The 22,414-nt window shown below is 72.5% G+C and carries 13 protein-coding genes; all 13 read right to left on the bottom strand.

What is annotated here, in order from left to right; all coding sequences use genetic code 11:
- Positions 1-31: 31 nt before the first annotated feature.
- The 13 genes from ACFV7R_RS09595 to ACFV7R_RS09655 are packed head-to-tail and all read right to left on the bottom strand — an operon-like array spanning position 32 to position 22,407.
- Entirely contained in the window at positions 32-2,188 is a 2,157-nt protein-coding gene (locus ACFV7R_RS09595; protein ID WP_385261807.1) for a hypothetical protein, read from the bottom strand.
- Positions 2,188-5,952 (bottom strand): putative baseplate assembly protein, encoded by a 3,765-nt coding sequence (locus ACFV7R_RS09600; protein ID WP_385261809.1) that lies wholly within the window; start codon positions 5,950-5,952, stop codon positions 2,188-2,190. The genes ACFV7R_RS09595 and ACFV7R_RS09600 overlap by 1 nt, the downstream gene beginning before the upstream one ends.
- The gene (locus ACFV7R_RS09605; protein WP_385261810.1) at positions 5,949-9,044 is read right to left on the bottom strand and encodes a putative baseplate assembly protein; all 3,096 of its coding nucleotides are present in this window, start codon (positions 9,042-9,044) and stop codon (positions 5,949-5,951) included. The genes ACFV7R_RS09600 and ACFV7R_RS09605 overlap by 4 nt, the downstream gene beginning before the upstream one ends.
- Complete coding sequence (locus ACFV7R_RS09610) at positions 9,041-9,418, bottom strand: GPW/gp25 family protein (protein ID WP_385261813.1); 378 nt, start codon at positions 9,416-9,418, stop codon at positions 9,041-9,043. Before ACFV7R_RS09610 ends, ACFV7R_RS09605 begins: the two co-directional genes overlap by 4 nt.
- Positions 9,415-9,750 carry a hypothetical protein gene (locus ACFV7R_RS09615; RefSeq protein ID WP_385261814.1) on the bottom strand — a complete coding sequence of 112 codons (336 nt, stop codon included), beginning with the start codon at positions 9,748-9,750 and terminating at the stop codon, positions 9,415-9,417. The genes ACFV7R_RS09610 and ACFV7R_RS09615 overlap by 4 nt, the downstream gene beginning before the upstream one ends.
- A 19-nt stretch (positions 9,751-9,769) precedes the next feature.
- Positions 9,770-10,306, bottom strand: a complete 537-nt coding sequence (locus tag ACFV7R_RS09620; protein WP_129797003.1) for a phage baseplate assembly protein V — start codon at positions 10,304-10,306, stop codon at positions 9,770-9,772.
- Positions 10,307-10,337: 31 nt separating this feature from the next.
- Entirely contained in the window at positions 10,338-11,477 is a 1,140-nt protein-coding gene (locus tag ACFV7R_RS09625) for a hypothetical protein (protein ID WP_385261817.1), read from the bottom strand.
- A complete protein-coding gene (locus ACFV7R_RS09630; protein WP_224738833.1) occupies positions 11,470-11,835 on the bottom strand; it encodes a hypothetical protein in 366 nt (121 codons plus the stop codon). Before ACFV7R_RS09630 ends, ACFV7R_RS09625 begins: the two co-directional genes overlap by 8 nt.
- Positions 11,836-11,845: 10 nt before the next feature.
- Positions 11,846-12,532: a hypothetical protein gene (locus tag ACFV7R_RS09635; RefSeq protein ID WP_385261818.1), complete on the bottom strand. Its 687-nt coding sequence runs from the start codon at positions 12,530-12,532 to the stop codon at positions 11,846-11,848.
- Positions 12,533-12,575: 43 nt separating this feature from the next.
- On the bottom strand, positions 12,576-13,262 hold the full coding sequence (locus ACFV7R_RS09640) for a hypothetical protein (RefSeq protein WP_385261821.1): 687 nt from the start codon (positions 13,260-13,262) through the stop codon (positions 12,576-12,578).
- A 30-nt stretch (positions 13,263-13,292) separates the two neighbouring features.
- Positions 13,293-20,171 (bottom strand): DUF4157 domain-containing protein, encoded by a 6,879-nt coding sequence (locus ACFV7R_RS09645; protein WP_385261824.1) that lies wholly within the window; start codon positions 20,169-20,171, stop codon positions 13,293-13,295.
- A complete protein-coding gene (locus ACFV7R_RS09650) occupies positions 20,168-20,446 on the bottom strand; it encodes a hypothetical protein (protein WP_385261826.1) in 279 nt (92 codons plus the stop codon). The genes ACFV7R_RS09645 and ACFV7R_RS09650 overlap by 4 nt, the downstream gene beginning before the upstream one ends.
- Complete coding sequence (locus ACFV7R_RS09655; protein WP_385261827.1) at positions 20,437-22,407, bottom strand: ATP-binding protein; 1,971 nt, start codon at positions 22,405-22,407, stop codon at positions 20,437-20,439. Before ACFV7R_RS09655 ends, ACFV7R_RS09650 begins: the two co-directional genes overlap by 10 nt.
- Positions 22,408-22,414 lie beyond the last annotated feature (7 nt).

Here is a 22,414-nt window from a genome sequence, read left to right on the forward strand (position 1 = left end):
AAGGTGCGTCTCAAGTCGGTGGCGGTGCGGCTCACGTCACGAAGAAGATCCCGGCATCCGTGCCGGCGGGCGTGTACTCCGCGAGGCGGGCGCGCAGGCCGTCCTCGCGCTGCGACCGGTACAGGTCGTGGAAGGCGCCCATCTCTGCGCCGTCGTCGGCGCCGCGCCGGATCTCCTCGGCGCAGCAATCGGCCAACTGCCCGTACCAGGGCGTCCCGTAGCGCTGGGAGACGAACAACGGCCGTACCTGACCGGCCGGTTCCGGCCGGCAGCGGTACCTGCGCGGCGTACGCGACCCGCTGGGGACGTACGAGAATCGCAGGCAGCCGATTCCGCGGCGGGCCACGTGCAGGCGCCCGGTGAAGAGCGAGTTCTCGGCGATACGGACGGCGTGCGTGTGGATCTCGCCGATGACGGTCGTGCGGTGCAGATGGAGCACCGCGTGGGCGTGCCGGCAGTCCGGGGCGGACAGGGCCTCGCGGTCGTCGGCGGTGGCGTCGAGGATGCTGTCGCGCAGATGGATGTCGAGGGGCTCCTCGGTGACCTCGTCGCCGAGGACCTCGATGGTGCCGAGGATGCTGTGCTCGACCTGGAGGCAGGCGGTGGTGCGCTCCAGGACGATGCTGGGCTCCTCGGGCGAGTGCGGGTCGCACTCGGGTTCCAGGGACCAGCCCGGGACCAGGGTGCTGTGCCGGACCACGACGGCGCCCATCGGGCCGGTGACGTTGATGCCGCGGCCGGCGACCAGGAGTCCGTCGAGGGTGAGGCGGGGGCGTTCGTGCGGGGCGCAGTCGTCGGACACCGCGCGGATGTTGAGGGCGTCGGGGCGGTTGCTGTACCAGTCGAGCAGGCGGATGACCGGGCGGGTGCCCTCGGCGGCGCGCAGCTCAAGCCGGTCGCCGGGGTCGAGGTCGAAGTCCAGCTGTTCCTGGTAGGCGCCGCTGTGGGTGATCTCGATGATGCCCTCGGGGCCGGTGCGGTCCGCCCGGCGGTCGTGCTGCCAGGCCCGGTAGGCGTCCATGATCTGCCGGTACGGCTGCCCGGGCCCGACCCGGTAGAAGGTCGCGTCGGGGCGGGGCACGCGGTCGTCCCGGGTGTACTCGCCGCCGCCCAGGTCGGCGCCGGACGCGTAGTGATAGTCCACCCAGACGCCCTGGCGGGGCGCGGAACGGGAGCCGAAGGCGATACGGCCCAGCTCGGGGTCGACGGCGACCTGGCCGCGCCTCGGCCGGTAGCGCCAGTCGGACAGGTCGGCGACGACGATGTCCGAGGGCGGCACCGGTGTGTCCTCGCCGTCGCGCCGGATGACGAAGCTCTTGCCGGGGCCGTAGTGGTCCAGCAGCCGGTCGTGGAGCTGTCGGCGGCGGATGAACGCCGGGACGTTGTCGATCGTGGCGATGTGCGTGGGTGACGGCTCCGGGAAGGGCTTGGTGACCAGCGGGGTGTCGTTGCCGAGGATCGAGAAGGTGTAGAGGTTGCGGGCGCGGTCGATGCAGTAGGCCGGGGCGGACGTGAGCGAGCAGGCCTTGAGGCGCCAGACGAAGAGGGTGACTCCCGCCGGGGTCCAGCCACCCTGTCGGTGAACGGAGTTCGCCCTTCGTACGTCTGCCGTACGGGCCGTCGGGGAGAACGGTGCCGGAAGGTCGAGCGCGGCGCCGTCGCGGAGGTCGGCGAGACGGCCGCGCTCGATGCGGTGACCCGCGCCGAGCTTCACGGGCTGGTGGTGGGCCACGAGCCGGGACAGCTCCACTGCCCGCGCGGGCCAGCCGGCGACCTGCTCGGACAGCTCCTCCAGCAGGTGCAGCGTGCCCTTGCGGCGGCGGCTCGCGACGGTCGCCGCCACGTCGCGGCGCGGGGCGACGGCCTCGGCGAGCGCGGGGCGGCCCCCGTCGTGCAGGCCGGTGGTGAGGACGCGTTCGTAACCGGGCAGGGTGCGGTAGCCGACGAGGTCGCCCAGGTACGGCAGCACCCAGGGCGCCGCCGTCTCCACGAACAGGTCCTCGTAGCCCTGCTCCACGCCGTCGCGGACGCGGTCCAGCTGCTCGGCCATGACGGCGAGCAGGGCGCGCAGGGGTCCGCCCTCCTCGGCGTCGCGCAGCAGATGCCAGCGGGGCAGCAGCGCGGCGAGCGCGTCGGGATCCCTGGATGCCGCCGCTGCCGTGCTCTCGAACTCGACGTCCGGGGACATCACTTGACCTCCGTCAGGATCAGGGCGTCCGCGGCGCGCGGCGACAGCAGGGCGAGCTGGGCCGGACGGATGCCGCGGAAGACGTACACCGACCGGCCCCTGGGCAGGCGCCGGGTGTCGGTGATGTCGGGGTTGAGGCGCAGGAGTTCGGCGAGCGGGATGCCGTGCCGGGCGCAGACCGCGGAGAGGGTCTCGCCGTCGGCGGCGCTCACGGTGTGGGTCCGCTCGTCGTAGGTCGCCGGGTGGGCCGGCACATGGGGTTCGGGTGTGCCGGGGTGGGCGAGCAGCTCGGTGAGCTGTTCGGGGGTGGCGGACGCGGGGACGCCGGTGAAGACGTCGACGTCCACGTAGTCGACCCCGGGCACGGAGTGCGCGGCGGCGAGGACCTCCGACAGCCGGGCCGGCTGTCCCAGTTCCCGCCCCTCGAAGCCGAGCCGGCGCAGCAGGGCCTGGCGCAGGCGCGGTGCGACGGTCTGCCAGGTGTGGTCGGGGGCGACCTTGACCCGGGCGGCGATGAGCAGCAGCACCAGTTCACGGACGTCCACGCGGACGGGGAGGTTCGGGTCGCCGTACTCGGTGAGGGCGGCGCGCAGAGCGCGGAGCGTGTCCCCCTCGCCGGTGGAGTCGGCGATCGGCACGTCGTCCGTGCCGGCGACCGTGACGTGCAGGACGCGCCGCCGGCCGTCGAAGAGTTCGCGTGCGGCGGCCCGGCCGATGCCGGCGCGGGAGCGGGCGAAGTCCTCGTAGTCGCCGGCCGAGACGAGCCGGTCCAGGGCGGAGACCGCAAGGGGGATGGTACGGCGGGTCAGGCCCGGTCCGTCCCCGTCCGAACCGCCGGTCGCCGGGCGCGGGTTGGTGACCGCGGTGACGCCCAGCGGTCGGGTGAGGGGCTGGGTGATGCGGTCGGCGGCGACGTTGGCCGCGCGGCCGGTGCCGAAGCGGTAGCGGGCGCGGACGTTCTCGTGACCGGTGGGCAGCCGGGCGCCGTTGATGCCGTCGCCGAAGGTCACCGTCGTACGGCCGTCGGCGGTGCTGCCGGTGATGTAGACCCGCTCGCGCGGGCCGCGTCCGGCGAGGCTGTCGACCTCGTGCCAGAGCACGCCGTCGATGCGGATCTCCAGGACCGGTGTGGCGCCGAGAGGGTTGTCGTCGGCGAGCCAGGTGAGCGGGGTCTGCCAGAGCGCGAAGGTCTGGTTGACGCGGTCGGAGTCGCCGCTGCCGATGGCCTCCTCGCGGCTCTCGCCGTGGGTGGCCTCGACGACGTTGCCGAGGATCCGGACGGTGTCGCGGCGGTAGCGGTGGGCGAGGTCGGCGGTCAGGGTCAGCCGGGTGTGGACGTGGTCGCCGGGCAGTTGCGGGTCGACGGCCGGGTCGGCGGCGGCGACGGTCACGACCTCGGTGGCGGTGACGCCGGCCACCCCGGGGATGTCGCTGCGCTCGCCGGTGACGACGAGGGTGCGGCCGGGGTGCAGTCCGTCGTACAGCTCGGCGAGTTCGATCTCGTTGCCGTGCACGTCCTCGCCGAGCGGTTCGTCGGCCAGGCGCAGCGGTTCGCCCGCCGCGTGCACGGTGGTGTCGCGGATGTGCGAGAGGAGGACGTCGAACTCGTCCAGCCAGGGGTCGGCGAGGATGAGTTCGGTGCCGCGGCCGGTGATGCCGTAGTTGGTGTACGCGGCGGTGCGGGCCGCGACGACCTGGGTGGTGACGAAGGCGAGCTTCGCGTCGCCGGGTATGCCGCCCTGGGCTCCCTTGGCGGGGCGCCGGATCGCCACCCAGCTGCCGACGGTGATGCCGTGGTGGACGGTGTCGAGCTGGAGCACACGGCGGTCGACGGGCTGCGGTTTGCTTGCGATGACCACCTCGACGTTGGGCTCGGCACTGCCCACCGTGTACCGGATGCTCAGCTCGTACTCGCCGTGTGTGAACTGCTCGGCGCTGCCCGGTCGCAGGGCGATCTGCTCGGAGGTGCCGTTGTGCACGCCGACGTGGACCAGGCCGTCCGCGTCGGGCCGGGACACGAACAGGGTGCGCTCGGGCAGACCGGAGTGCAGACGGGCGGTGACGCCGGGGTCCTGGGAGTCGGTGGGGCGCCGGTTCAGCCAGCTCAGGTCGCGGTCCTGGCCGGAGCGCACGGACAGGTCGACCTGGCCGGTGCCCAGCGGGAAGGTGATGAACTGCGGGACGGGCAGGTTCTCGGCCCGCTGGTCGGAGCTGCTGCCCTCGACGTACTGGAACTCCGCCCGGACCGGGACCTTGCCGCCGGTGTCGTACACGACGCGCAGGGTGACCAGCGCCGCGCCGGTGAGCGGCCAGTCCGCGGTGCGGATGACCCGGCCGCGGTTGTCCTGCACCGGCTTGAGCGGGGCGGTGGCGCCGAAGGGGGCGGCGGTGACGCGCATCGCCAGCAGCTCGCGCAGGAGCTGCGGGGTGCCGGGGGCGGCGGCTGTGCGCCAGGCCGGGTAGAGGGTGCCGAGGTTCGGGTCGAGGGCGGTGAGGAGGCGGGCGGTGTCGGTGCCGGGATGGTGGGGGCGGGCGCGGGTGGCCGCCCCGGGGGTGGGGGTGGAGGTGCGCAGGGCGGGGAGGACGGCGGACAGGGCCCGGAGGGCGGCTTCCTGAGGGCCGGGGGTGGACGGCGCCTCGGTCACGGAGGGCTCGTCGGGTCGGGACGGCGCCAGCTCCCGTGCTCGTTCGGCAAGTTCCGCGAGCACCGCCTCCAACTGCTCGAACCACGCCGTCACGTCGTCGTACGGCTCGGCCAGCACCTGCGCCTCGCCGAGTCGCGCGACGGGCTCCGCGAGGCGGGCCGCGAGCCGCTCCGGGGTCCTGAGGGCGTCCAGGTCGGCTCGCAGCGGGGCGAGTACCTGGTCCTCGAAGTCCTCGATCAGGCGGCTGACCGGTCGCGGGTTGGGCACTTCGGGGGTGGGCGGCTCGTCGCCGGGCTCGCCCGGGGTGGCGGGCTCCGCGGTCCAGCGGCGTACCTCGTCGAGGAGCTCCTTCAGCGTCGGCGGGGCCGACCTGGGCAGGGAGACCGCCGTGATGCCGTCCTCCCGGTCGACGCGGGCCGCGGCGACGGGCAGCAACGTCCGCTCGCCGCCCGCCTGTTCACCGAAGACGAAGAGGAGCTGGTCCCCGGTCTGCAGGGAGTTGGCGGTGCCCTCGACGAACAGCTCCGAGCGGCGCTGAAGGTCCTCGGGGGTGACCAGGGAGGGGCGCCGGCGCCGTACCTTCAGCTCGTTGAAGTCCCAGCGGGCCGTCAGGTCGTGGCTGGTCTCGAAGGTCAGGGACTCCTCGTCGGCGGAGGCGGGCACGCTGTGGCTGCGCGCCCCGCGCGGGATCAGCACCGGCAGGGTCTCGGCGCGCGGGTCGCGTTCGAGGGTGTACGCGAGATGGGTGGCGGCGGCCACCCCGGGGCGGGGCCGGTGGCCGACGAGCCGGCCGAGCAGCACCAGGGAGCGGTGTTCGTCGGCGGTGCGGAGGTAGGCCTCGTCGGCGATGCGCTCGGAGTGGAAGGTGAGCAGGTCGCCGAGGACGGCGGTGGCGTCGAGCAGGCCGATCGCCGGGTCGTCCGGGGTGCGGACGGTGAGGCCCGCGAGCGCCGGGTACGCGGGCGAGGCGAGCCGGTCGAGCAGGGCGGTGAGGAAGGAGCCGTACGCGCCGACGCGGTAGTCGAGGGCGGTGCGGCCGGGCGGGTTGTGCAGGGGGGCGGGTGCCAGACGTTCGTCATGGCCCCCACACGCCCCACCGCAGGTGCAGTGCTCGCTCATCGGGCACCTCCCAGGGAAATCGCCAGCCGGCCGTTCTCCGGCCGGTCGGGGTCGTTGTCGCAGGTGGCGATCTCCAGCGGGCCGAGCCGCAGCACGCCGTCCTCCCTCTCTCCTCGGTCCTGCTCGAACAGCCGGCGCAGCCGGGTGACGTGCACGCTCTCGACGCCCGGGACGGCCGCGGCGACGGCGACCAGCCGGCTCAGCCGGACCGGTTCGCCGAAGGTCAGCGCGTCCGGGTGGAAGAAGCCGCGAGGGCCGGCGCCGAGCACCCGGTACAGCTCGGCCAGGATCTGCCCGTGCTGGTGGCCGGGCGCGGCGCACACGGTGAGCGCGATGTCGAGCGGCACCAGCCGGGCGGGGCCGACGACGAGGTCGTGGCCGATGCGCCGGTATGTCTCCAGGGACTGGGCCACGGCAGCGAGCAGCTCGTCCGACGGGGTGCCGTCGCCGCAGGCGTCGACGGCGATGTGCGCCTCCTGGACGCTGCCGGTCCAGCGCAGCTCGGCGGCCGCGCGCTGCACTCCGGGCAGGGCGGAGGCGAGGGCCGCGTAGTCCTCGGCGGTCACCGCGCGCAGGCGGGTGCGGCGCAGGTCGAGCGGGGCCAGCTGGCGTACCTGTTCGACGGGTTCGGGTTCGGTGCCGCCGGTGGCGGGCAGCGGGTTGCGGACCACGGCGGCGGGTGGTGCCGCGCAGTCGTCCGCGACGACGAGGTGGTTGATGGCCTCCGCGCCGACGTTGCCCGCGCTGCCGCCGCCGAGGCGGTAGTGGATCCGCAGGCGGGCGCCCGGGGTGGGGCGGGCGCCGTGCCGGCCGTCGCCGAACCGGAGGGCCAGCCGGCCGTCGTCCTCGAGTTCGCCGACGAAGTGACGGTCACGGGGGGCGCTGTCGAGCAGGTCGCGGCGGGGCTCCCAGACGTCGTCCCCGTCCTGGAGGCGTACGGCGGGCAGGGCCCGGCGCGGGTCCTGGGTGAGGGCGCCGGTCGCGGAGCCCCGCAGCACCGGCTCCTCGGGGTGCAGTCCGGCCGCGTACGCCGGTCCCCAGCTGTGCGCGATCTCCCACGCGATGTGCCCGTCGAGGACCGTGCCCGCGCGGGCACGTGCGGCGAGGACCTCGGTGCGGCGGAGCTTGGCGTCGAGCAACTGGTCGCTGCGGTGCAGGAGTTCGCGCAGCGCACGGACGGGGTGGAGGCGCAGTTCGAGGCGCTCCAGGATCTTCAGGCCGTAGATGACGGCGAGTTCGGAGATCTCCTCGTCGCCGAGCCCGTCGCGGTCGCGGGCGCTGCGCCACAGCTCGACGAGCCGCTGTCGGACCCGCCCCGGGATGGCGGCGATCCGCTCGGCCTGGCCCGCCGCCACGGTCCGGGAGTCGGGGAACGGCACGGCCTGGGCGACCGGGGCGCGGCCGAGGACCGGGCGGAAGCGGGGCCGGACACCGGGGTAGACGGACTGTGCGAGCAGCGTCCGCAGGGCGGCGGCCTGGGCGTAGGCCGTGCCCGGCACGACGCGCTCGTGGCGCTGTCCGGCGCGTTCCAGGCCGAGCCCGGCGCGGGTGGTGGCGGCCAGGCCGACGACGTCGAAGAGTTCGCGCACGTCGTCGGGGGTGAGGGCGTCACCCGACTCCGCCCGGTCCGTGAGGAAGTTGATGAGCCGCGCGGGCGCGTTGCCCTCCGTCCGGTCGGCGCAGCCGAAGACGGGAGGGTCGCAGGGGGCGACGACGGCGGGCTCGGGCGGCACAGTGACCGTCTCCGCGGCGGACAGGGAACGGCCGTGGTCGACGAGGACGACGTTGCTGCGGGCCAGGGTCACGTCGCCGGCCGGGAGGCAGTTACGGCCGCCGCGGGTGCTGAGGCAGAACGGGAAGCGCAGGGCGTCCTGAGCCGCCCAGGTGACCTCCAGGACGGGCTGGTCCTCGATGCGGTCGACGGCCGGGAGCACTGAGGTCAGACGGACGGCCTGCCGGTGGCTCGGGTCCGCGTCGCCGGGGGTGCCGGTGCGCGGGCCCTTCACCTCCTCCAGGACGAGCAGATCGCCGGGCTTCAGGTCGAGTCGGCGTTCGCGGCAGGTCTCCGGGTCCACCCACTCGTCGCGCAGGGTGGCCGAGGTGGCGCCCATCGGCAGGGCGCACACCTCGCCGCCCCACGTCCACAGCCGGATCGCGTTGTGCGCGACGCGCAGCTCCAACGGGTCGGCGGCGACGACCGGTTCGAAGACCTCCACCGAACCGCGCTCGTCGAGGTCGGCCAGGTCGCCGTCCCCGATGACCGTGCCGGGTTCGGGGCGGTCGTGCGGGTCGAGGGCGCGGACGTCGACGGAGGCGAAACGGTAGGTGCCGGGAGCCAGCGTGTGGTCACCGGCGGTTTCGACGGTGACGTACGCCCGAGCGGTGCAGCCGTCGTGCATCGCGTAGTCGATGAGCCGCACATGACGGCGTACGGAGACCCGGCGGCGCGCGGTGTCGAGGTAGGCCTCGGTGGCCACCGCGTCCTGCTGGTAGCTGATCTGGTCGCCGGTGTACGCCAGCAGCTCGACCAGGGTCGTGCCGAGGTCGGCGGGGTTGCGTTCGGCCCAGTCGGGGGTGGTGAGCGCGAGGCGGTCGAGGAGCAGCTTGCGGATGGTGTCGTAGTCGCGCGCCGTGTAGTCGATGACGGGCGCGGCCGGGAAGGCCGGCTCCTCGGAGTGCTCGTCCTTGCAGTCGAAGGGAGTCGGGCAGTCGGGCCGGAAGGAGAAGGACGCGCTGTGGTAGCGCTGGTCGAAGCCGCGGAAGGGCTCGGTGCCGGGACGGCCGTACGGGTCGGTCTCCACCAGGGAGAGGCGGTAGCGGGAGGTGTCGCCGGCCCGGTCGAGGGTGACGTAGAGCCGGTCGTCGAGCTCGGGGTCGTCCTCGCGTTCGATGCTGACGTCGGTCGCGGTGATGCCGGTGATGCGGCGGCCGCCGTCGATACGGACGTTCTCCGGGGCGAGGCCGTGCGGGGCCTTGCCGAGGAAGGTGACCGTCAGGAGCAGTCCGTCGTCGCTGACCTCGACGGCGTCGACTCCGTTGAGCTGGGCCGCTCTCACCTTGTTCCGGCGGGATGCGGTGGTGCCGGTGGTCATGCGGCCCTCCCTGCGAAGACGTCGTCGCGGCGGGTGCCGGTGGCGCGGACGACGTACGACAGATACACCCGGACGACGGTGTCCTCACCGACCACGTCGAGGGCCTCCACCTCGATGAGGTCGCCGAGCCAGCGCTGCAGGGCGGCCTGGACGGACAGCTCGAGGGTGTTGATCAGCTCGGGGCTGTTCGGGGCGAAGACCAGGTCGAGGAGCCCGCAGCCGAAGTCGGGGCGCATGACGCGCTCGCCGGGGCTGGTGAACAGGAGTTGCTCGATCAGGTCGTGGACGTGGTCGCCGTGCCGGGCGTGGGCGGTGCGGCCGCGGCGGTCGGCGCGGAAGGGGAAGGCGATGTCGGTGGTTTTCGTGGCGCTCATCGGACGGTGACCTTTCGCTGCGCGGCCTGGACGACGGGCGGTCCCTGCGGCACCAGGGCCGCGGTGAAGCACTGGGCCGCGGAGGTGTCGAGCAGCACGGGCGCGCCGTCGACCGTGACGCCGGTGCTGTCGGCGGTCCAGCGGACCGAGACGCAGGGCATGGGCACACCGTCGACGGTGTGCGGGCAGCCGGTGACCACATAGCTGTGGGCGGCCGTGGCGACGGGGACACCGTCGCTGAGCACGGCCCCGGTCGGTGTGGTGGCGGCGGTGACGCGGCCGCCGTGCGGGCAGCCGATCACGGCACCGGCGTCGAGCAGACTCGCGGACAACGTGTTTCTCCCCCGTCTTCTATCGCTTCGAGAGCACGGTCAACTGGCCCTCGTTGATGGTCACTTCACGGCCGCGCAGCACGATCTCGGCGCCCGCGCCGGTCGCGATGACCACGGCTTCCTCGGTGATACGGATGTAGGCGCCGCCCTTGGCCCGGAGCAGGATCCCCTCGTCGGTGCCGGGCGTGTCGCTCATGACGAGCTTGTGCGCCAGGGGCGTCTGGACGACGACCGGCTTGTTCGCCGCGTTCGCCCGGAGCTCGCGGCGCGCGTCGGGCGGCAGTTCCTCGGCGGCACCCCACCAGCACCCGGTCCACACCGGGAAACTCGGGTCGCCCTGTTCGAACTCCACCCACACACCGGTGCCGGGCGGCGGTACGACGAACTGTCCCGACTCGGGTCCGGTGAACGGCAGGCAGGGCAGCGCCCACGTCGACGGCTCGCCGCCGAGGACGTCCGGGACCTCGACGGTGATCCGGCCGATGCGCAGCGGGTCGTCGTTGTCGACGACCCGGCCACGGTACTTGCCGAGGTAGCGATTGCTGGGTGCCGCCATGGGGGACTGCTCCTGCTGGTCTCTTGGGTGGTTACGGCCGGACGTGGGTGCTGCGGGCTTCCAGGCCCTCGCGGGAGAGGGTGAAGTTCTGCTGGAACGAGCCCGGGCGCAGGTTGTGCGTCACGGACTTGACGTAGTAGTCGCCGTCGTACGCCCGTCCCGCGCCGCGTACGCCGACGAGCCGGCGCGGCTGGAGGAGGTAGCCGTGCCGGTTGACGTCGAGGGAGCCGGAACCGGAGACGACGTCGGCGGAGGTCGCGGCGCGGGCGAGCAGCTCGGCCTCGGCCTGCCCGCGTTGCTGCTTGGCGGTGCCGGAGAGGGTGCGGCGCTTGAGGGCCGGGGTGGGCCGCTTGCCGAGAGGCGGGCGCAGCGGGCTGATCGGCGGCTGCGGGAGGAGGGTGGACAGCCGGGTGTCCGGGTCCTGCCAGCGGGCCTGCGGCTCCTCGCGGGCGGTGCCGTCGTAGGCGAAGGTCAGCTGGTCGACGGTGGAGTTGGCGTCCATGTTGACGTTGAGGGCGTGCTGGCGGATGCCGAGGCGGACCTCCGGACCCCAACGGGCGGAGGACTGACCGGGGTGGGGCCCCGGCTCCAGGTAGAAGGTGTAGCCGTTGGCGCGGGCGAGCTCGGTGACGTACTGGAGGTCGGTGCCGGTCTGGTAGTGCACGCGGAGGTCCTGGTGCGGGGGCTGGGCCACCTTCTCCGTGTAGACGTCGGGGCGGATGCCGTAGTCGGAGTAGCGGCGCAGGATGGCCAGCACCCGCTCGGAGGGCCGCAGGTTGGGGTAGCGGGCGGTCCGCTCCTCCAGGTCCATCAGGAGGGTGAGGTCCTCGCCGGTGACGGTGAGGGTCGAGTGGCCGGGCTGGTTGCTGGCGCCGACCTCGTGCCGTACGACCAGGCCGTCGAAGAGCACGTCGGAGGTGCCCCTGACGGTGACGGTGACGATGAGGCGGGTCTTCGGGTCGAAGAAGCCCTCGGGCAGCAGCCGACGGCTGATGAGGCCGTTCTTGGTGAGGTCGAAGGCCAGCTGGAAGCCGCTGCGCTCACCGGCGGTGGCGGTGATCTGGGCGGACAGCAGGGCCTCGGTGACCTCGGTGGGGACGGGCCGGGCGAGCTTGGGCCCCATGAGGAGCGTGATGTGCACGGGGCCCTGCCCCACGGGCAGATCAAACACGCCGGTCCCCCCGGGGGAAGCCGCCCGCGAGCGGCACGTCGATGGTCCGGCCCGCCTCGTCGGTCAACTCGCGTGGATCCAGTACCGGGTTGGCGTCGGCGATCTGCCACCACTGGGCGGGGTCTCCGTAGTACCGCTGCCCGAGCAGATCGGGGCGGTCGCCGGCGGCGACGGTGTGCTCCTGGGTGTCGCCGCCGTCCAGTGGTGGCAGCAACCGCCGCTTGGTGTACCGGACTTCGGTCCCGTCGGGCCCGCGGTGGATTCCGATCTCGGCATCGTGGTAGCGGCTGGTGCGCGGGTACGGGTGGGCGCCCGGTATCGCGTCCAGTGCGCTCTCGTACGGCTCGATGTCGGCCATGGTGTGCTGCTCAGCCCCTTCCGGTCACAGCGTTGGTTCCGGTGAGTCCGAGCGAGCCCGCACTGCCGCCGCGCGCCGCTGCAGCGAGGCGCTCCTTCTGCGCGAGGTGCGCCATGTACAGGTCGGCGCCGCGGTGGCCGGCGGGCAGGTCGCTGACGGTGAGGATCTTCATGCCGATGCTCAGTGAGGCGCGGATCGGATTGAGGTTCACGTCGAAGGCGGACTCGTTGACGGAGAGCTCGGTGAGCCGCACGGGCATGACCCGTTTGCTTCCCCAGGTGAACAGCGTCAGCGGCATCTCGATCGGGCTGATCTCGATGGTGCCCTTCTGCGACAGCCTGCTCGCGGCGCGGAGTTGGGCGACGGTCGGCTGCACCAGCATTTCGAGGGTCGCGAGCTGCGGGTGGATGCCGTCGGGCGCGGCGATCTCGAACTGGTCGGTGGCGTCGATTTCTGCCGTGAACTTCCAGGTCTCCTGGGCGGGGCCTTTGAGCCGGAGGGCCTCGTTGCGGTCCCCACTCCCGGTCCCGCCGCCTCCGGCGTCGCCGCTGTCGCCGGCGGACTGGGGGGCGACGCTGCGCTCCAGGGTGTCCGGGTTGAACTGCAGCACGATGATCCGCTGGGGAGTGCCGGTGTCGGGGTTGACCACGACTATTCCGGAGCGGATGGGTTTGGGGATGTCGGCGTAGCGGGTCAATGGACCTCACCTCTCGGAAACAGGACGATCATGGTGGCGCCGGCTATCCGAGCCGTGCGGCCAGACGACGCCGGAGTGGCTGGTAGTCGTAGCCGGGAAACAGGTCGGGAAACACCGTCAGCATGTCGCTGAGCCGCCTGCCGGTCTCCTCGAAGTCATCACCCCGCAACGACACGTCCGTGAAGAGGTACTGCCAACCGAAGGTGCCTTTCGTCACACGCAGCGTTTCCATGTAGCCGCGGTAATCCAGGTCCAGCTTCCAGGCCCCGCGCCGGCCGTGATCGAACCAGATCTCGGGGTTTGTCACGCCGGGTGGTACGCGTACGGCGGCCAGCGTTCCCACACCGCTGTCCGGTGTGCCGTCGATGGTCCGGAGCTGGTACATGAGGTGCGGGTCGTCGATCGGTGACTCCCTCCAGCCCAGTTCCGGCGGCGCCTGCTCGATCTCCAGCTGGACACTCGCGATGTGGAACTCGCCCGAAATGAAGGGGTACTCCTCCGTGGTCCGCCAGGAACTGCCTATTCCACCGAACCGTGTGTACGTCTCACGGAAGGACGCGTCGAGGTGGATGTCGTAGTCCTCGGCGATCTCGCTCATGGCCGCCGACGCATCGCCCAGAGTGTCGTCGATCGGGTCGTTGTACTCGTTGTACACATGGATCGCCGGAGAGTTCCTCAACTCTGCGAGGACGCCCAGCCACAGGTTTTCCTGGGGAGTGAGAGAAGTCATTCCTGGTTCCGTTCCGTAGGTGCGCGTTGCTCAGTTTCCGAAGGTGAGCTTGCCACCAGCCTTCCTGATCAGCGCGACCACCTTTTGCCGCTCCTGGTGGTTCCTGCCGCTCTGCGCACCGTCGGTTCCGAGGTCCTCCCCGGCTTCCAGCGCGTCCGCCAGTTCCGTCGCGTTGTTGAACTTCCGTCCGTTCGCCTTCCGTGTCCTGGCCAGCGTCACGATGACCTGGGCGAAGTAGTCCGAGATTTCGGGCAGCACCTCTTGCAGCTGACCTTGGGTGGTCTTGTTCACATTCACCTTGCGGCGCCTGGCCGAAGTGCCCAGATCAACCGACTCGGGCTTGTCGAAGGATCCGGGCCAGTTGTCGATCTCGTCGTCCCGCTTCCAGTGCCCTCCCTCGACCTTGTAGCTGCCCCAGTGCACACGGACGGACTTCGGGAAGCCGGGATGACCAGCGTGGTACTCGATCTTCCTGACGTCGTACCAGACCATCTTCTGCAAATTGTCCGGCCGTTTGTGATTGCCCAGAGACTTCCCGTCGTCTCCTGTCTTTCCGACGGCCAGTGCCGCAGGGTGCTCGACCTTTTCCACGTCCTTGTTCTCTGATTTCCTGGCGGGCACCAGATTCGAGGTGGTGGCGTGGCCGCCGAGCCGCGCGGGCAGCATGTGCATACGGACCCAGTTGGACTTCCGGGCGCCGACGGTCAGTTTGTCCCAGCCCAGGGGCGAGACTTTCTGCCGCTCGCCCATGTCGGTCCCCTTCGGCGTGTCCTGCTGGATGTAGTGAGCTCTGAACTCGGCTGCCAGCGGACCGTCCGCGAAGGGCGGAAGGATCGTCGGCGGCAAGGGGGGTACGTCCGCGACCGACCCCCTGGCCTCGAGAAGTTCGGCCAGGTCTTCCATGTGCTGCTTGAGCCTGTTCAGCTCCCGTTCGAAGGCCGCGTCACCTGCCCTTCCGACGAACACCGGGGTGCCGTACTCAGGCAGTTTGCTGGACCGGTCCTCACGCACGGAGTTCGGGAGGCCGTCCTGCGCGCTCTCCACCACGTCGTACTGGGCCCTGGCCGCTTTGAGCGCCCGCTCCTGTTCGGCGAAGCGATCGGGGTCGGACTCCCTGAGCAGGTCGTTCTCCTTGGCCCAGCCGCCGAAGAATTTGCTCATGGCCTGTGGAGTGCTCCGGACGGTCAGATCGGCCCTCCGGCCCTTGCCGTTGAACAGCAGGGTGTGCAGCTCTCCGTCGTCCGTGCGGAAACGCACCGTGGGAAGGTCGTAGTCCTTCCTGCCCTCCGGCTCCGGCTGCCGGCCCCGGTCCCGCGTCCTGTCCCGGTCCCTGTCCCGGTCCCGTGTCCGGTCCCTCTCCTGCCGGCGCCGCCACTGGTCGCGCAGTCGCCGCAGCCGGTCGTTCAGCCTGTCGCCGACCTTGCGCCGGGCCTTGCCGAAGAGCTTGCCGACGGCGCGGCGGGCCCTGGTGACGGCCGACTTGACGGTCTGGCGGGCGCGCCGGACGCGGTTGCCGGGGCGGCGGTCCTTGTCACGGTCCCGGTCGGTGTCCCGGCGGCGGTCGTCGGTGCGCTTGCCGTCGGGGCGACGGTCGTCCGTACGGCGCCTGTCGTCCTGGCGGCGGGAGTCGTCCGTACGCCTGTCGCCGGGGCGACCCCGCCCAGGGCCACGACTGTCCGTACGCCCTGTGGAGGGGCGGCGGCGTGACGGGGCGTCGGGGCCGTCGTCCTTGTCGGTGCGTGTGCGCCGCTCCGCGTCCCGTATCCGCTTGCGGGCCGCGTTCACATCGCGGCCCTCCTCGCGGCGCCGCTCGTCGTCGCGGCGCTTCTTCGGGCGGGTGGTGTGCGAGGGGCGCTTCTTCTTCTCCGGGGCGGAGCGCTTGCCGGGGCGTGGCCTCGCCGGTGGGCGGGACTTGTCGTCCGTGGAGGGCTTGCGCGGCGTCGGACGGTCGTCGTCGCGGTCGGCCGGGCGGGCCGGGTCCGGTGACCGGTCGTCGGCCGTGGGTGCGGGGTCCTGGTCCTTGGGCTTGCCCGGAGCGTTCGGCTGTGCGGGCGGTGCGTCGGAGCCGTCCGGCTTGTCCTTCTTCTTGCGGAGGTTCTTCAGCATGTCGCCGAGCTTGTCGGCCACCTTGCCCATGAACCTGCCGACGCCCTCGATCAGGAACTCGTAGATCAGCTCGAGCAGGGCGACGACACCGGCCGCCACCGCCTTCGCGAAGGGCAGGGCGCCGTTGCCGCTCTTGACCGACTTCAGGAAGTCCATGAACAGGCCGAAGGCGGCGAGGATCTCGCTCAGCGCGCCCCATGCCGTCTTCAGGGCGTCGATGACCGCCATGACCCAGCCGGCCCCGGGGATCAGCTTCGCGACGACCTTCTCCACGACCAGCACTCCGATGATGACCGGGAGTTGGGGCAGCGCCTCGTCCCACGCCATCTGAGCCATCTGCTCGACGGTCACTCCGCCGGAGACCAGCTCCTGGAAGTCCTCCATCGGGATGCCGATGATCTCCTGGACCTTCTGGTGGAACCAGGCCTTCACCGCGCTGGTGACCTCGTTGAAGAGGTGCTCCCTGGCACCGGTGTCCGCGGCGGCCCCCGCCTTGCTGATCCAGTCGCCGGGGTCGGAGACGATGTCGTTGAAGATGGCGGCCCATTCACCGAGGCCCTCCACCACGGCGGCGCCGAACTCCAGCGCACCGACGGTGGCGGTCTCGGCGACCTCGACAGCCGCCAGCATCCCGGTCTCCAGGACGTCGAGCCCCGCGAGCAGCGCCCCGCACAGGCCGTCGAGCAGCTTCCCCGCGATCTCCTTGAGCCCGTCCGCGATCTGGTTGACCTTGTCCACGGCCCAGTCGCGCGCACCGTCGATGGTGTTGCGCCACTTGTCGCGCATCGCCGGGTAGTCGGCGAGGAGTTCGTCACCGAGGGCGATCAGCGCGTCCGCGAACTTGTTGATCTTGTCGATCACCCAGTTGCGGGCGTCGTCGATGAGCTTGAAGACCTGCTGCTTGAACTTGTCGATGAGGTCGGTGACGATCTGCCGCGCCTTCTCGAAGACGCTCTTGATGGCGTTCTTGAGCTCCTCGAAGAACTGCTTCAGCTTCTCGATGGCTTCTTCGAGCCAGTTGTCGGCGTCGTCCTTGCCTTCCTCCTGCTTCTTCTCGGCCTCCTTCTCGGCGTTGGTCTGCTCGTCGGTGATCTTCTTGTTGTCGTCCTGGGTCCGCTTGTCGACGTCCTTGTCGGTCTGCTCTTCCTTCTCCTTGACGTCCTTGCGGACCTCGTCGTACTTCCTGCCCTTCTTGCCGTCGATCTCCGCGGTCTTGTCGTCCTGCTCCTTGCGCCACTTGTCGCGGGAGTCGGCGATGTCGGAGCGGCCCTTGTCCCGGGCGTCGGCCTGCTGCCTGCTGCTTGTGTCGACCTCGCGCTTGAGGTCCTGATCGTGCTTCTGCCGGTCCGCCTGGGCCTTGTCGTCCTTGGCCCTGCGCTCCTGCGTCATCTTCTGGCGGCCCTCGGTGAAGCCGGCCTGGATCTGCAGACCACGGTCGTGCTCGGCCACGGCGGACGCGGACTCGATCGGCACCCCGCCGCCGGACATCGTGCGCCCGGCGCCCTTGGCGTTCCTGCCGTTGCCGCCGGGCACCTTGCCGGTCAGGGTCTCCTTGGGCACGTCCGGGTAGATCTGGTCCTCGCCCATCGGACGGGCCGCGTCCTCCCGGCCGGAGCGGTGCAGCTCCGCCTTCCGCTCGTCGAGCTTCTGGCCCTGTTCGTCGGTGCGCCGGGGGTCCGAGTCGTTCTCCAGCGGCAGCCGCGGTGCGTCGCCCACCTTGGCGTTCTGCAGGCCCTCGTCCTTCGTCGGGAGCCCGAGGATCGAGTCGATCAGGTCGTCGAGGGGCAGGATCTCCTTCAGGAGCTTGCCGAAGAGCTGGGCGCCGATGGTGACGGCGATGTCCCACCAGCTCGGCTCGGGCACGTTCGCGCCCGGTACCTCACCTTCCGGTTTCTGCTCGCCGGTGATCTCGGGCGTTTTGCCCGGTGCGGCCTCGGTACGGGCCACCTTGGCGTTGGTGTACGTGCCCGGGGCCGCCGGCGTCGGACCGCCCGGCACCGTCCGCGGGGAGCCGGACGGGCGCTGCTCCTTCGGCGGCGCTTTGCGCAGCGCCGTACGTTCCTTGTCGACCGAACGGCCGACCGCGCCGTTCACGCCCTTGAGCGTGTCCAGCATCTGATGCGGTTTCAGGCCTGCGGCCGTCGCGAGTCCCGCCTCGGGCGTGGCGTTCGAGACGTCCGGTGCGGCGGCTTCCTTCTTGGGCTTCGCCGGGGCGGATGCGCCTGCGCGTCCGCCGCCGGCCCGCGTCGGCGCGGGAGCCGAGGACGCGCGACCACCGCCGCCCCCGCCGCGGCGGGCGTTGCGGGCGGCCTGCCGTGCGGTCTGCCGTTTGCTGCCCGCCGGCTTGGACCGGGCGGCGGATCCACCGCCGCCGGAACCCGAAGTGCCGGACGTCTTGGGGGTGTTGGTCTTCGCCTCCGAGGCGGACAGGGGTGAGGGGCCGTTGCCCGGCGCCAGTTGCGGAGCGGAGCCGGGCCCCGGTGTGGAGACCTTGTCCGGGCCGGTTTCCGGTCCGGGGGAGGTGGCGTGGCCGTTGCCCTCGGTGACGCCCTGGTCGTCGGGGGTGGGGGTCGGCTTGGTGCCGGGAGTACTGCCGGTGCCGGTGCCGACGCTGCTGCCGGTGCCGCCCGCCGTGTCCTCGCTCTTGTCTGCCGGCTTCGCGGACCCCTTGTCCGCTCCGGCGCTCGGCTCCGTCTCGCTCTTCGCCGGGGCGCCCGCCGCCTGCGATCCCTGCTTCGCGGTGCCTTCGGCCTGGCCGCCGCCGTCCGCCGGCCTGCCGGACGCCCGGGACGAACCGGCGTCCTGGGTACGGGCGTCCTCGTCCGCCTTGGCGAGCCGCTCGGGCCCGGCCGGCTCACCGGGCGGCGGGGTCGCGCCGGCTCCCGCACCATCGGCGGTGCGGGCCTCCTCGTCCCGTCGGCGGGCCTCGGCGTCCTCCGCACGCTGCTCCGCCTGCACCTTGTCGCCGATGCCTCCGGCGGAGTCCGCCGAGGCCGTCGGGGTGAGCCCGGACGCATCGTTCCCGGTGCCGGTCGCCCCGCCGGCTCCGTCCGGCCCGAGGTCCTGCTCTGCGGACGCGCCGGTGAACAGGTCCTGGTCGGCGAGCCCCTGGGGCTCGTCGTCCACCCCAGAACGTGCGGGAGCGTCCTGCGGTGCGTCCGCCACCTCTTCCGGTGCCGGTCCGGCATCCGTGGACGGAAGGGAAGGCCGGGAGGCGTTGCCCTTCTTCCGCTCCTCGACGATGCCCGGGTTCTTCGCCGCCTCCGTGTAGCCGACGAGGTCGATGTCGGGGACGGGCTCGTTGCCGCGGGCCGCGGGCGTGTCCTCGTCGGCGACCGGCTCCTGCTCCGCGGGCTCCGAGTCCAGCCCCAACGGCTCGTCGTCGGCGTCCTGTTCGTTCTCCGGGTCGCCCGCCGAGCGGACCGGGCCGGTGTCGCCGCCGGTCCGGGGCTTCTCGCCGGGCTCGGCACCGCTCCGGTCGACGGGCGACGGGGCGGCCGCGGTGTCCGCGGCGACCGCCGGGCCCTCGTCCTGGCGCGTCTGCTGCTCGCCCGCCTGCCGCTCCGGCTCCGGCGGGGCCTCCTCCTGCCGTCCGGCCTCTTCCCGCTCCTCCTCGGCGGCGGCGTCGTCCTTCTTCGCCTCGTCCTGCTGCGCGCCGTCGTCCTCGGCCTTGCGCTGCTCGTCCTGCGCGGAAGCGTTCTGGTCCTCGCGGGCAGCGGTGTCCCTGTCCTCCTGCCCGGACTCCGACCGGTCCTGCTCCCGTGCCCCGGCCTCCTCCTGGTCCTGCGCAGCGGCCTCTTCGGAGGACGTACTCCCCTTCTCGCCGCCGACCGCTCCCCCACCGGGCTCACCGGGCTCACCGGGCTCACCGGGCTCACCGGGCTTCTCCTGCTCGCCCTCCCCGCCGGCTTCCGGCCGCTCGCGCGCGTCCGGGCGTTCCCCGGCGGTCTCGTCGCGCCGGCGCTCCTCGGCGACCTCGTCCGCCGCCCCGGGCACGGCCGAGGGCGCCGCCGCCGCGTCCAGCGGCAGCGGCCCCGTCTGTTCCGCCTCCTCGACGAGGTCCAGCACCCGGTCGAGTACGGGCGCGGGCAGCCGTATCTCCAGCCGGTCGAGGACGAGGTCCTGCACCTGCGGTGCCAGCCGTGCCAGCTGGAGCCGGACCCGGCCCGACCGGTCCTCCGGGTCCCCGCGCAGGGAGCGCAGGACTCCGTTCGCGACGCGGTCGACCAGGGTCGCCGGGTCCAGCTCCTCCATGCGGCGCCGATCGGCGTTCACGGTCGCGTACCGCAGCCATCCCGGCGTGGCCTGCCCCGGCTCGATCTGCGGAGCGGACTCCTCGTCCCGTACGAGGTCCTGGGCCGCCCCCTCCGCCTCCCGCTCGATCGGCTGGTGCGGCAGGCTCACCGCGCCGAGGTCACGGCCGACGCGCAAGGTGCCCAGGCCGTGCGGGTTCTGGACGGTGTGCAGGAGCTCGTGGGCGAGCAGGCGTCGGCCGTCCGCCGTGCCGGGGCGGAAGGTGCCCTCGCGGAAGAAGATGTCCTGGCCGACCGCGACGGCGTCCGCGCCGAGCAGTTCCGTCAGCTGTCCGGCGTCGCGGCCGGTGTGCAGCCGTACGCGTCCGAGGTCGTGGCCGAGCCGCTCCTCCAGCTCCCGCCGGACGCCGGGGTCGAGGGGCTGTCCTGCGCCGCTGACGATGTCCTTCGGTTCCGGTGTACGGGACTTGGCGGCACGCTCCCTGCGCTTGCGGCGGCGCTGTTCGGCCGCCTGCTCGGAACGGGCGTCCTGGCTCTGCGTGTTGCTCACCGGGTCACCTCCCCATGGCCGCTGAGCCCTTCGTGCACGGCGCGCGCCAGCTCCTGCCCGAGCCGCCGTGCGGACAGACCGGCGGGCAGGGGCGGCAGTGCGGACAGGGCGTCCACGGTCAGCGGCCCGTCCGTCGCCAGCGGTACGCCGTGGGTGCGGATCAGGCGGGTGAGCTCACGCTCGAACGCGGCCGAGACCCGCTCCGGGTCCACCCGGAAGCCGCTGAGGGCCAGTTCGCCCACGTCCACCCGGATCTCACGCGGGGTCACACCCATCCGCGCACCTCCGTCGGCGTCAGGGACCGCTCGAGCTTCAGGTACTCGGTGCGGGCCGCCGCGAGCATGTGCCGCATCTGCAGCCGGTCGCCCTCCTCGGCGGCGAGGAACGCGCCGGACAGGGCGATGTTGCGGATCGAGCCGCCCGCGACGGTGAGCTGGGCGAGCAGATCGCAGTCGATGTCCTTGACCGGGGCCTGCGGCGGCAGGACGCGGCGCCAGATCTCGGCTCGTTCGTGTTCGGCCGGGAAGGGGAAGTCGACGACGAAGCGGATGCGGCGCAGGAAGGCGGTGTCGAGGGCCTTCTTCATGTTGGTGGTGAGGACGGCGAGGCCGCGGTAGGCCTCCATCCGCATGAGCAGATAGCTGACCTCGAGGTTGGCGTACCGGTCGTGGCTGTCCTTGACCTCGCTGCGCTTGCCGAACAGCGCGTCGGCCTCGTCGAAGAGAAGCAGCGCGCCACCGCGCTCGGCGGCGTCGAAGACCCGGCGGAGGTTCTTCTCGGTCTCGCCGATGTACTTGCTGACCACCTGGGAGAGGTCCACGACGAAGAGGTCGAGGCCGAGTTCCTTCGCCATGACCTCGGCGGCCAGCGTCTTGCCGGTGCCGGAGCCGCCCGCGAACAGCGCGGTCACGCCGAGTCCGCGGCGCAGCGTGCCGGCGAAGCCCCACTCCTGGTGGACGGTCGGCCGCTGCCGTACATGGGCGACGATCTCGCGGAGCACGCCGACCTGCCGCTCGTGCAGCACCAGGTCGCCCCAGCCGGCCTGCGGTGCGATCCGCCGGCCCAGCTCGTCCATGCCGATCCGGGCCTCGGCCAGCCCGGCCCGCCAGGCGAGGCGGGCCGCGTCCGGCTCGTCCTCGACGGGCAGGTCACGGCGTACGGTGGCGGCCGCGGACCGTACGACATGCGGCGGCAGCTGGAACTGGGCCACGAGCGACCGGAGTTCGAGGTCGTCCAGGTCGATGCCCGCGAACGCGTCGGTCCACAGGGCGAGTTGTTCGTCGTCGTCGAGCCGGGGCACGCTCACGCGGACGCCGTGCGGCCGGTCGGAACGCAGCGGGTCCTCGCTCGACACCACCATGGGTACGGCGGCCTGGGCCAGGAACGCCTCGGTCGCCGCCCGCTGGTCGCGGTCGAGTTCGCCCACCTCGACGAGCAGCGCGGCGGGCAGCAGGATCGCCTCGCGCTGCCAGAGCCGGGCGAGTTGGTCCCGTTCGGCGGGGTCGGTGGGCAGGTCCTCGGCGCTGACCGCGTAGAGGCCGAGCCCGGAGCGGGCGGCCGCGGCGGCGGCGATGTCGGCCCGGCTGCGCAGGTCCCCGCCGGTCAGCTCGACCAGCAGGGGCGCATCAGGACTCGCTCCCGCCGTCCAGCCCGCGGCGACCCGGTTCGCGGCCAGGTCGTACGAGGGTGGCAGCCGGTCCGGCACCGGGGTGCGCCGCAGCCGGCCGTGCAGCCGGGCGTCCAGGTAGGGCGAGCCCAGCAGGAAGTGCAGGATGCGTTCGTCGAGCCGCAGCCGGGAGGTGGTCAGCCGGGACTCGTCGTCGAGCTCGACGATCCGCCAGCGCCGCAGCGGGGCGACGGGGGTGAGCGCGCTCCAGTGCGGCTCGGCGAGGGCGGCCAGGGCGAGCGAGAAGGTGGGGTACCCCCGCTCCGGGTCACCGCTCGCGGCGGCGCACCGGGCGGCCGTCGTGGGGTCCAGGTCCTGGGCGGCGGTGAGCAGGACGAGGTCGCGTTCGAACGGGGTGAGTCCGAAGCAGGCGACGAGGGCGTCGAGGGGGGCGGCGGGCTGTCGTACGGGAGCGGAGGCGGCGCCGGGCTCGGATTCCGTCCGCTGTGCGCCCGGCTCGGCGGCGCGTGCCGCGTGGGCGTCGACGCGGGCCAGGACGCGCCCGATCTCCGCGATCAGCGTCGTGCCGCCGTCCCGCTCGCCGGCCGCGTCCGGCGCGTGTCCACCCATGTCCTCA

This window comes from Streptomyces sp. NPDC059866, assembly GCF_042731325.1.
GTDB lineage: Bacteria > Actinomycetota > Actinomycetes > Streptomycetales > Streptomycetaceae > Streptomyces > Streptomyces flavusporus.

What these genes read in the sequence shown, in the direction of transcription:
- ACFV7R_RS09595 (WP_385261807.1), bottom strand. Translation starts at nt 2,188, where the DNA reads ATGTCCCCGGACGTCGAGTTCGAGAGCACGGCAGCGGCGGCATCCAGG.
- ACFV7R_RS09600 (WP_385261809.1), bottom strand. Translation starts at nt 5,952, where the DNA reads ATGAGCGAGCACTGCACCTGCGGTGGGGCGTGTGGGGGCCATGACGAA.
- ACFV7R_RS09605 (WP_385261810.1), bottom strand. Translation starts at nt 9,044, where the DNA reads ATGACCACCGGCACCACCGCATCCCGCCGGAACAAGGTGAGAGCGGCC.
- ACFV7R_RS09610 (WP_385261813.1), bottom strand. Translation starts at nt 9,418, where the DNA reads ATGAGCGCCACGAAAACCACCGACATCGCCTTCCCCTTCCGCGCCGAC.
- ACFV7R_RS09620 (WP_129797003.1), bottom strand. Translation starts at nt 10,306, where the DNA reads ATGGCGGCACCCAGCAATCGCTACCTCGGCAAGTACCGTGGCCGGGTC.
- ACFV7R_RS09630 (WP_224738833.1), bottom strand. Translation starts at nt 11,835, where the DNA reads ATGGCCGACATCGAGCCGTACGAGAGCGCACTGGACGCGATACCGGGC.
- ACFV7R_RS09640 (WP_385261821.1), bottom strand. Translation starts at nt 13,262, where the DNA reads ATGACTTCTCTCACTCCCCAGGAAAACCTGTGGCTGGGCGTCCTCGCA.
- ACFV7R_RS09650 (WP_385261826.1), bottom strand. Translation starts at nt 20,446, where the DNA reads ATGGGTGTGACCCCGCGTGAGATCCGGGTGGACGTGGGCGAACTGGCC.
- ACFV7R_RS09655 (WP_385261827.1), bottom strand. Translation starts at nt 22,407, where the DNA reads ATGGGTGGACACGCGCCGGACGCGGCCGGCGAGCGGGACGGCGGCACG.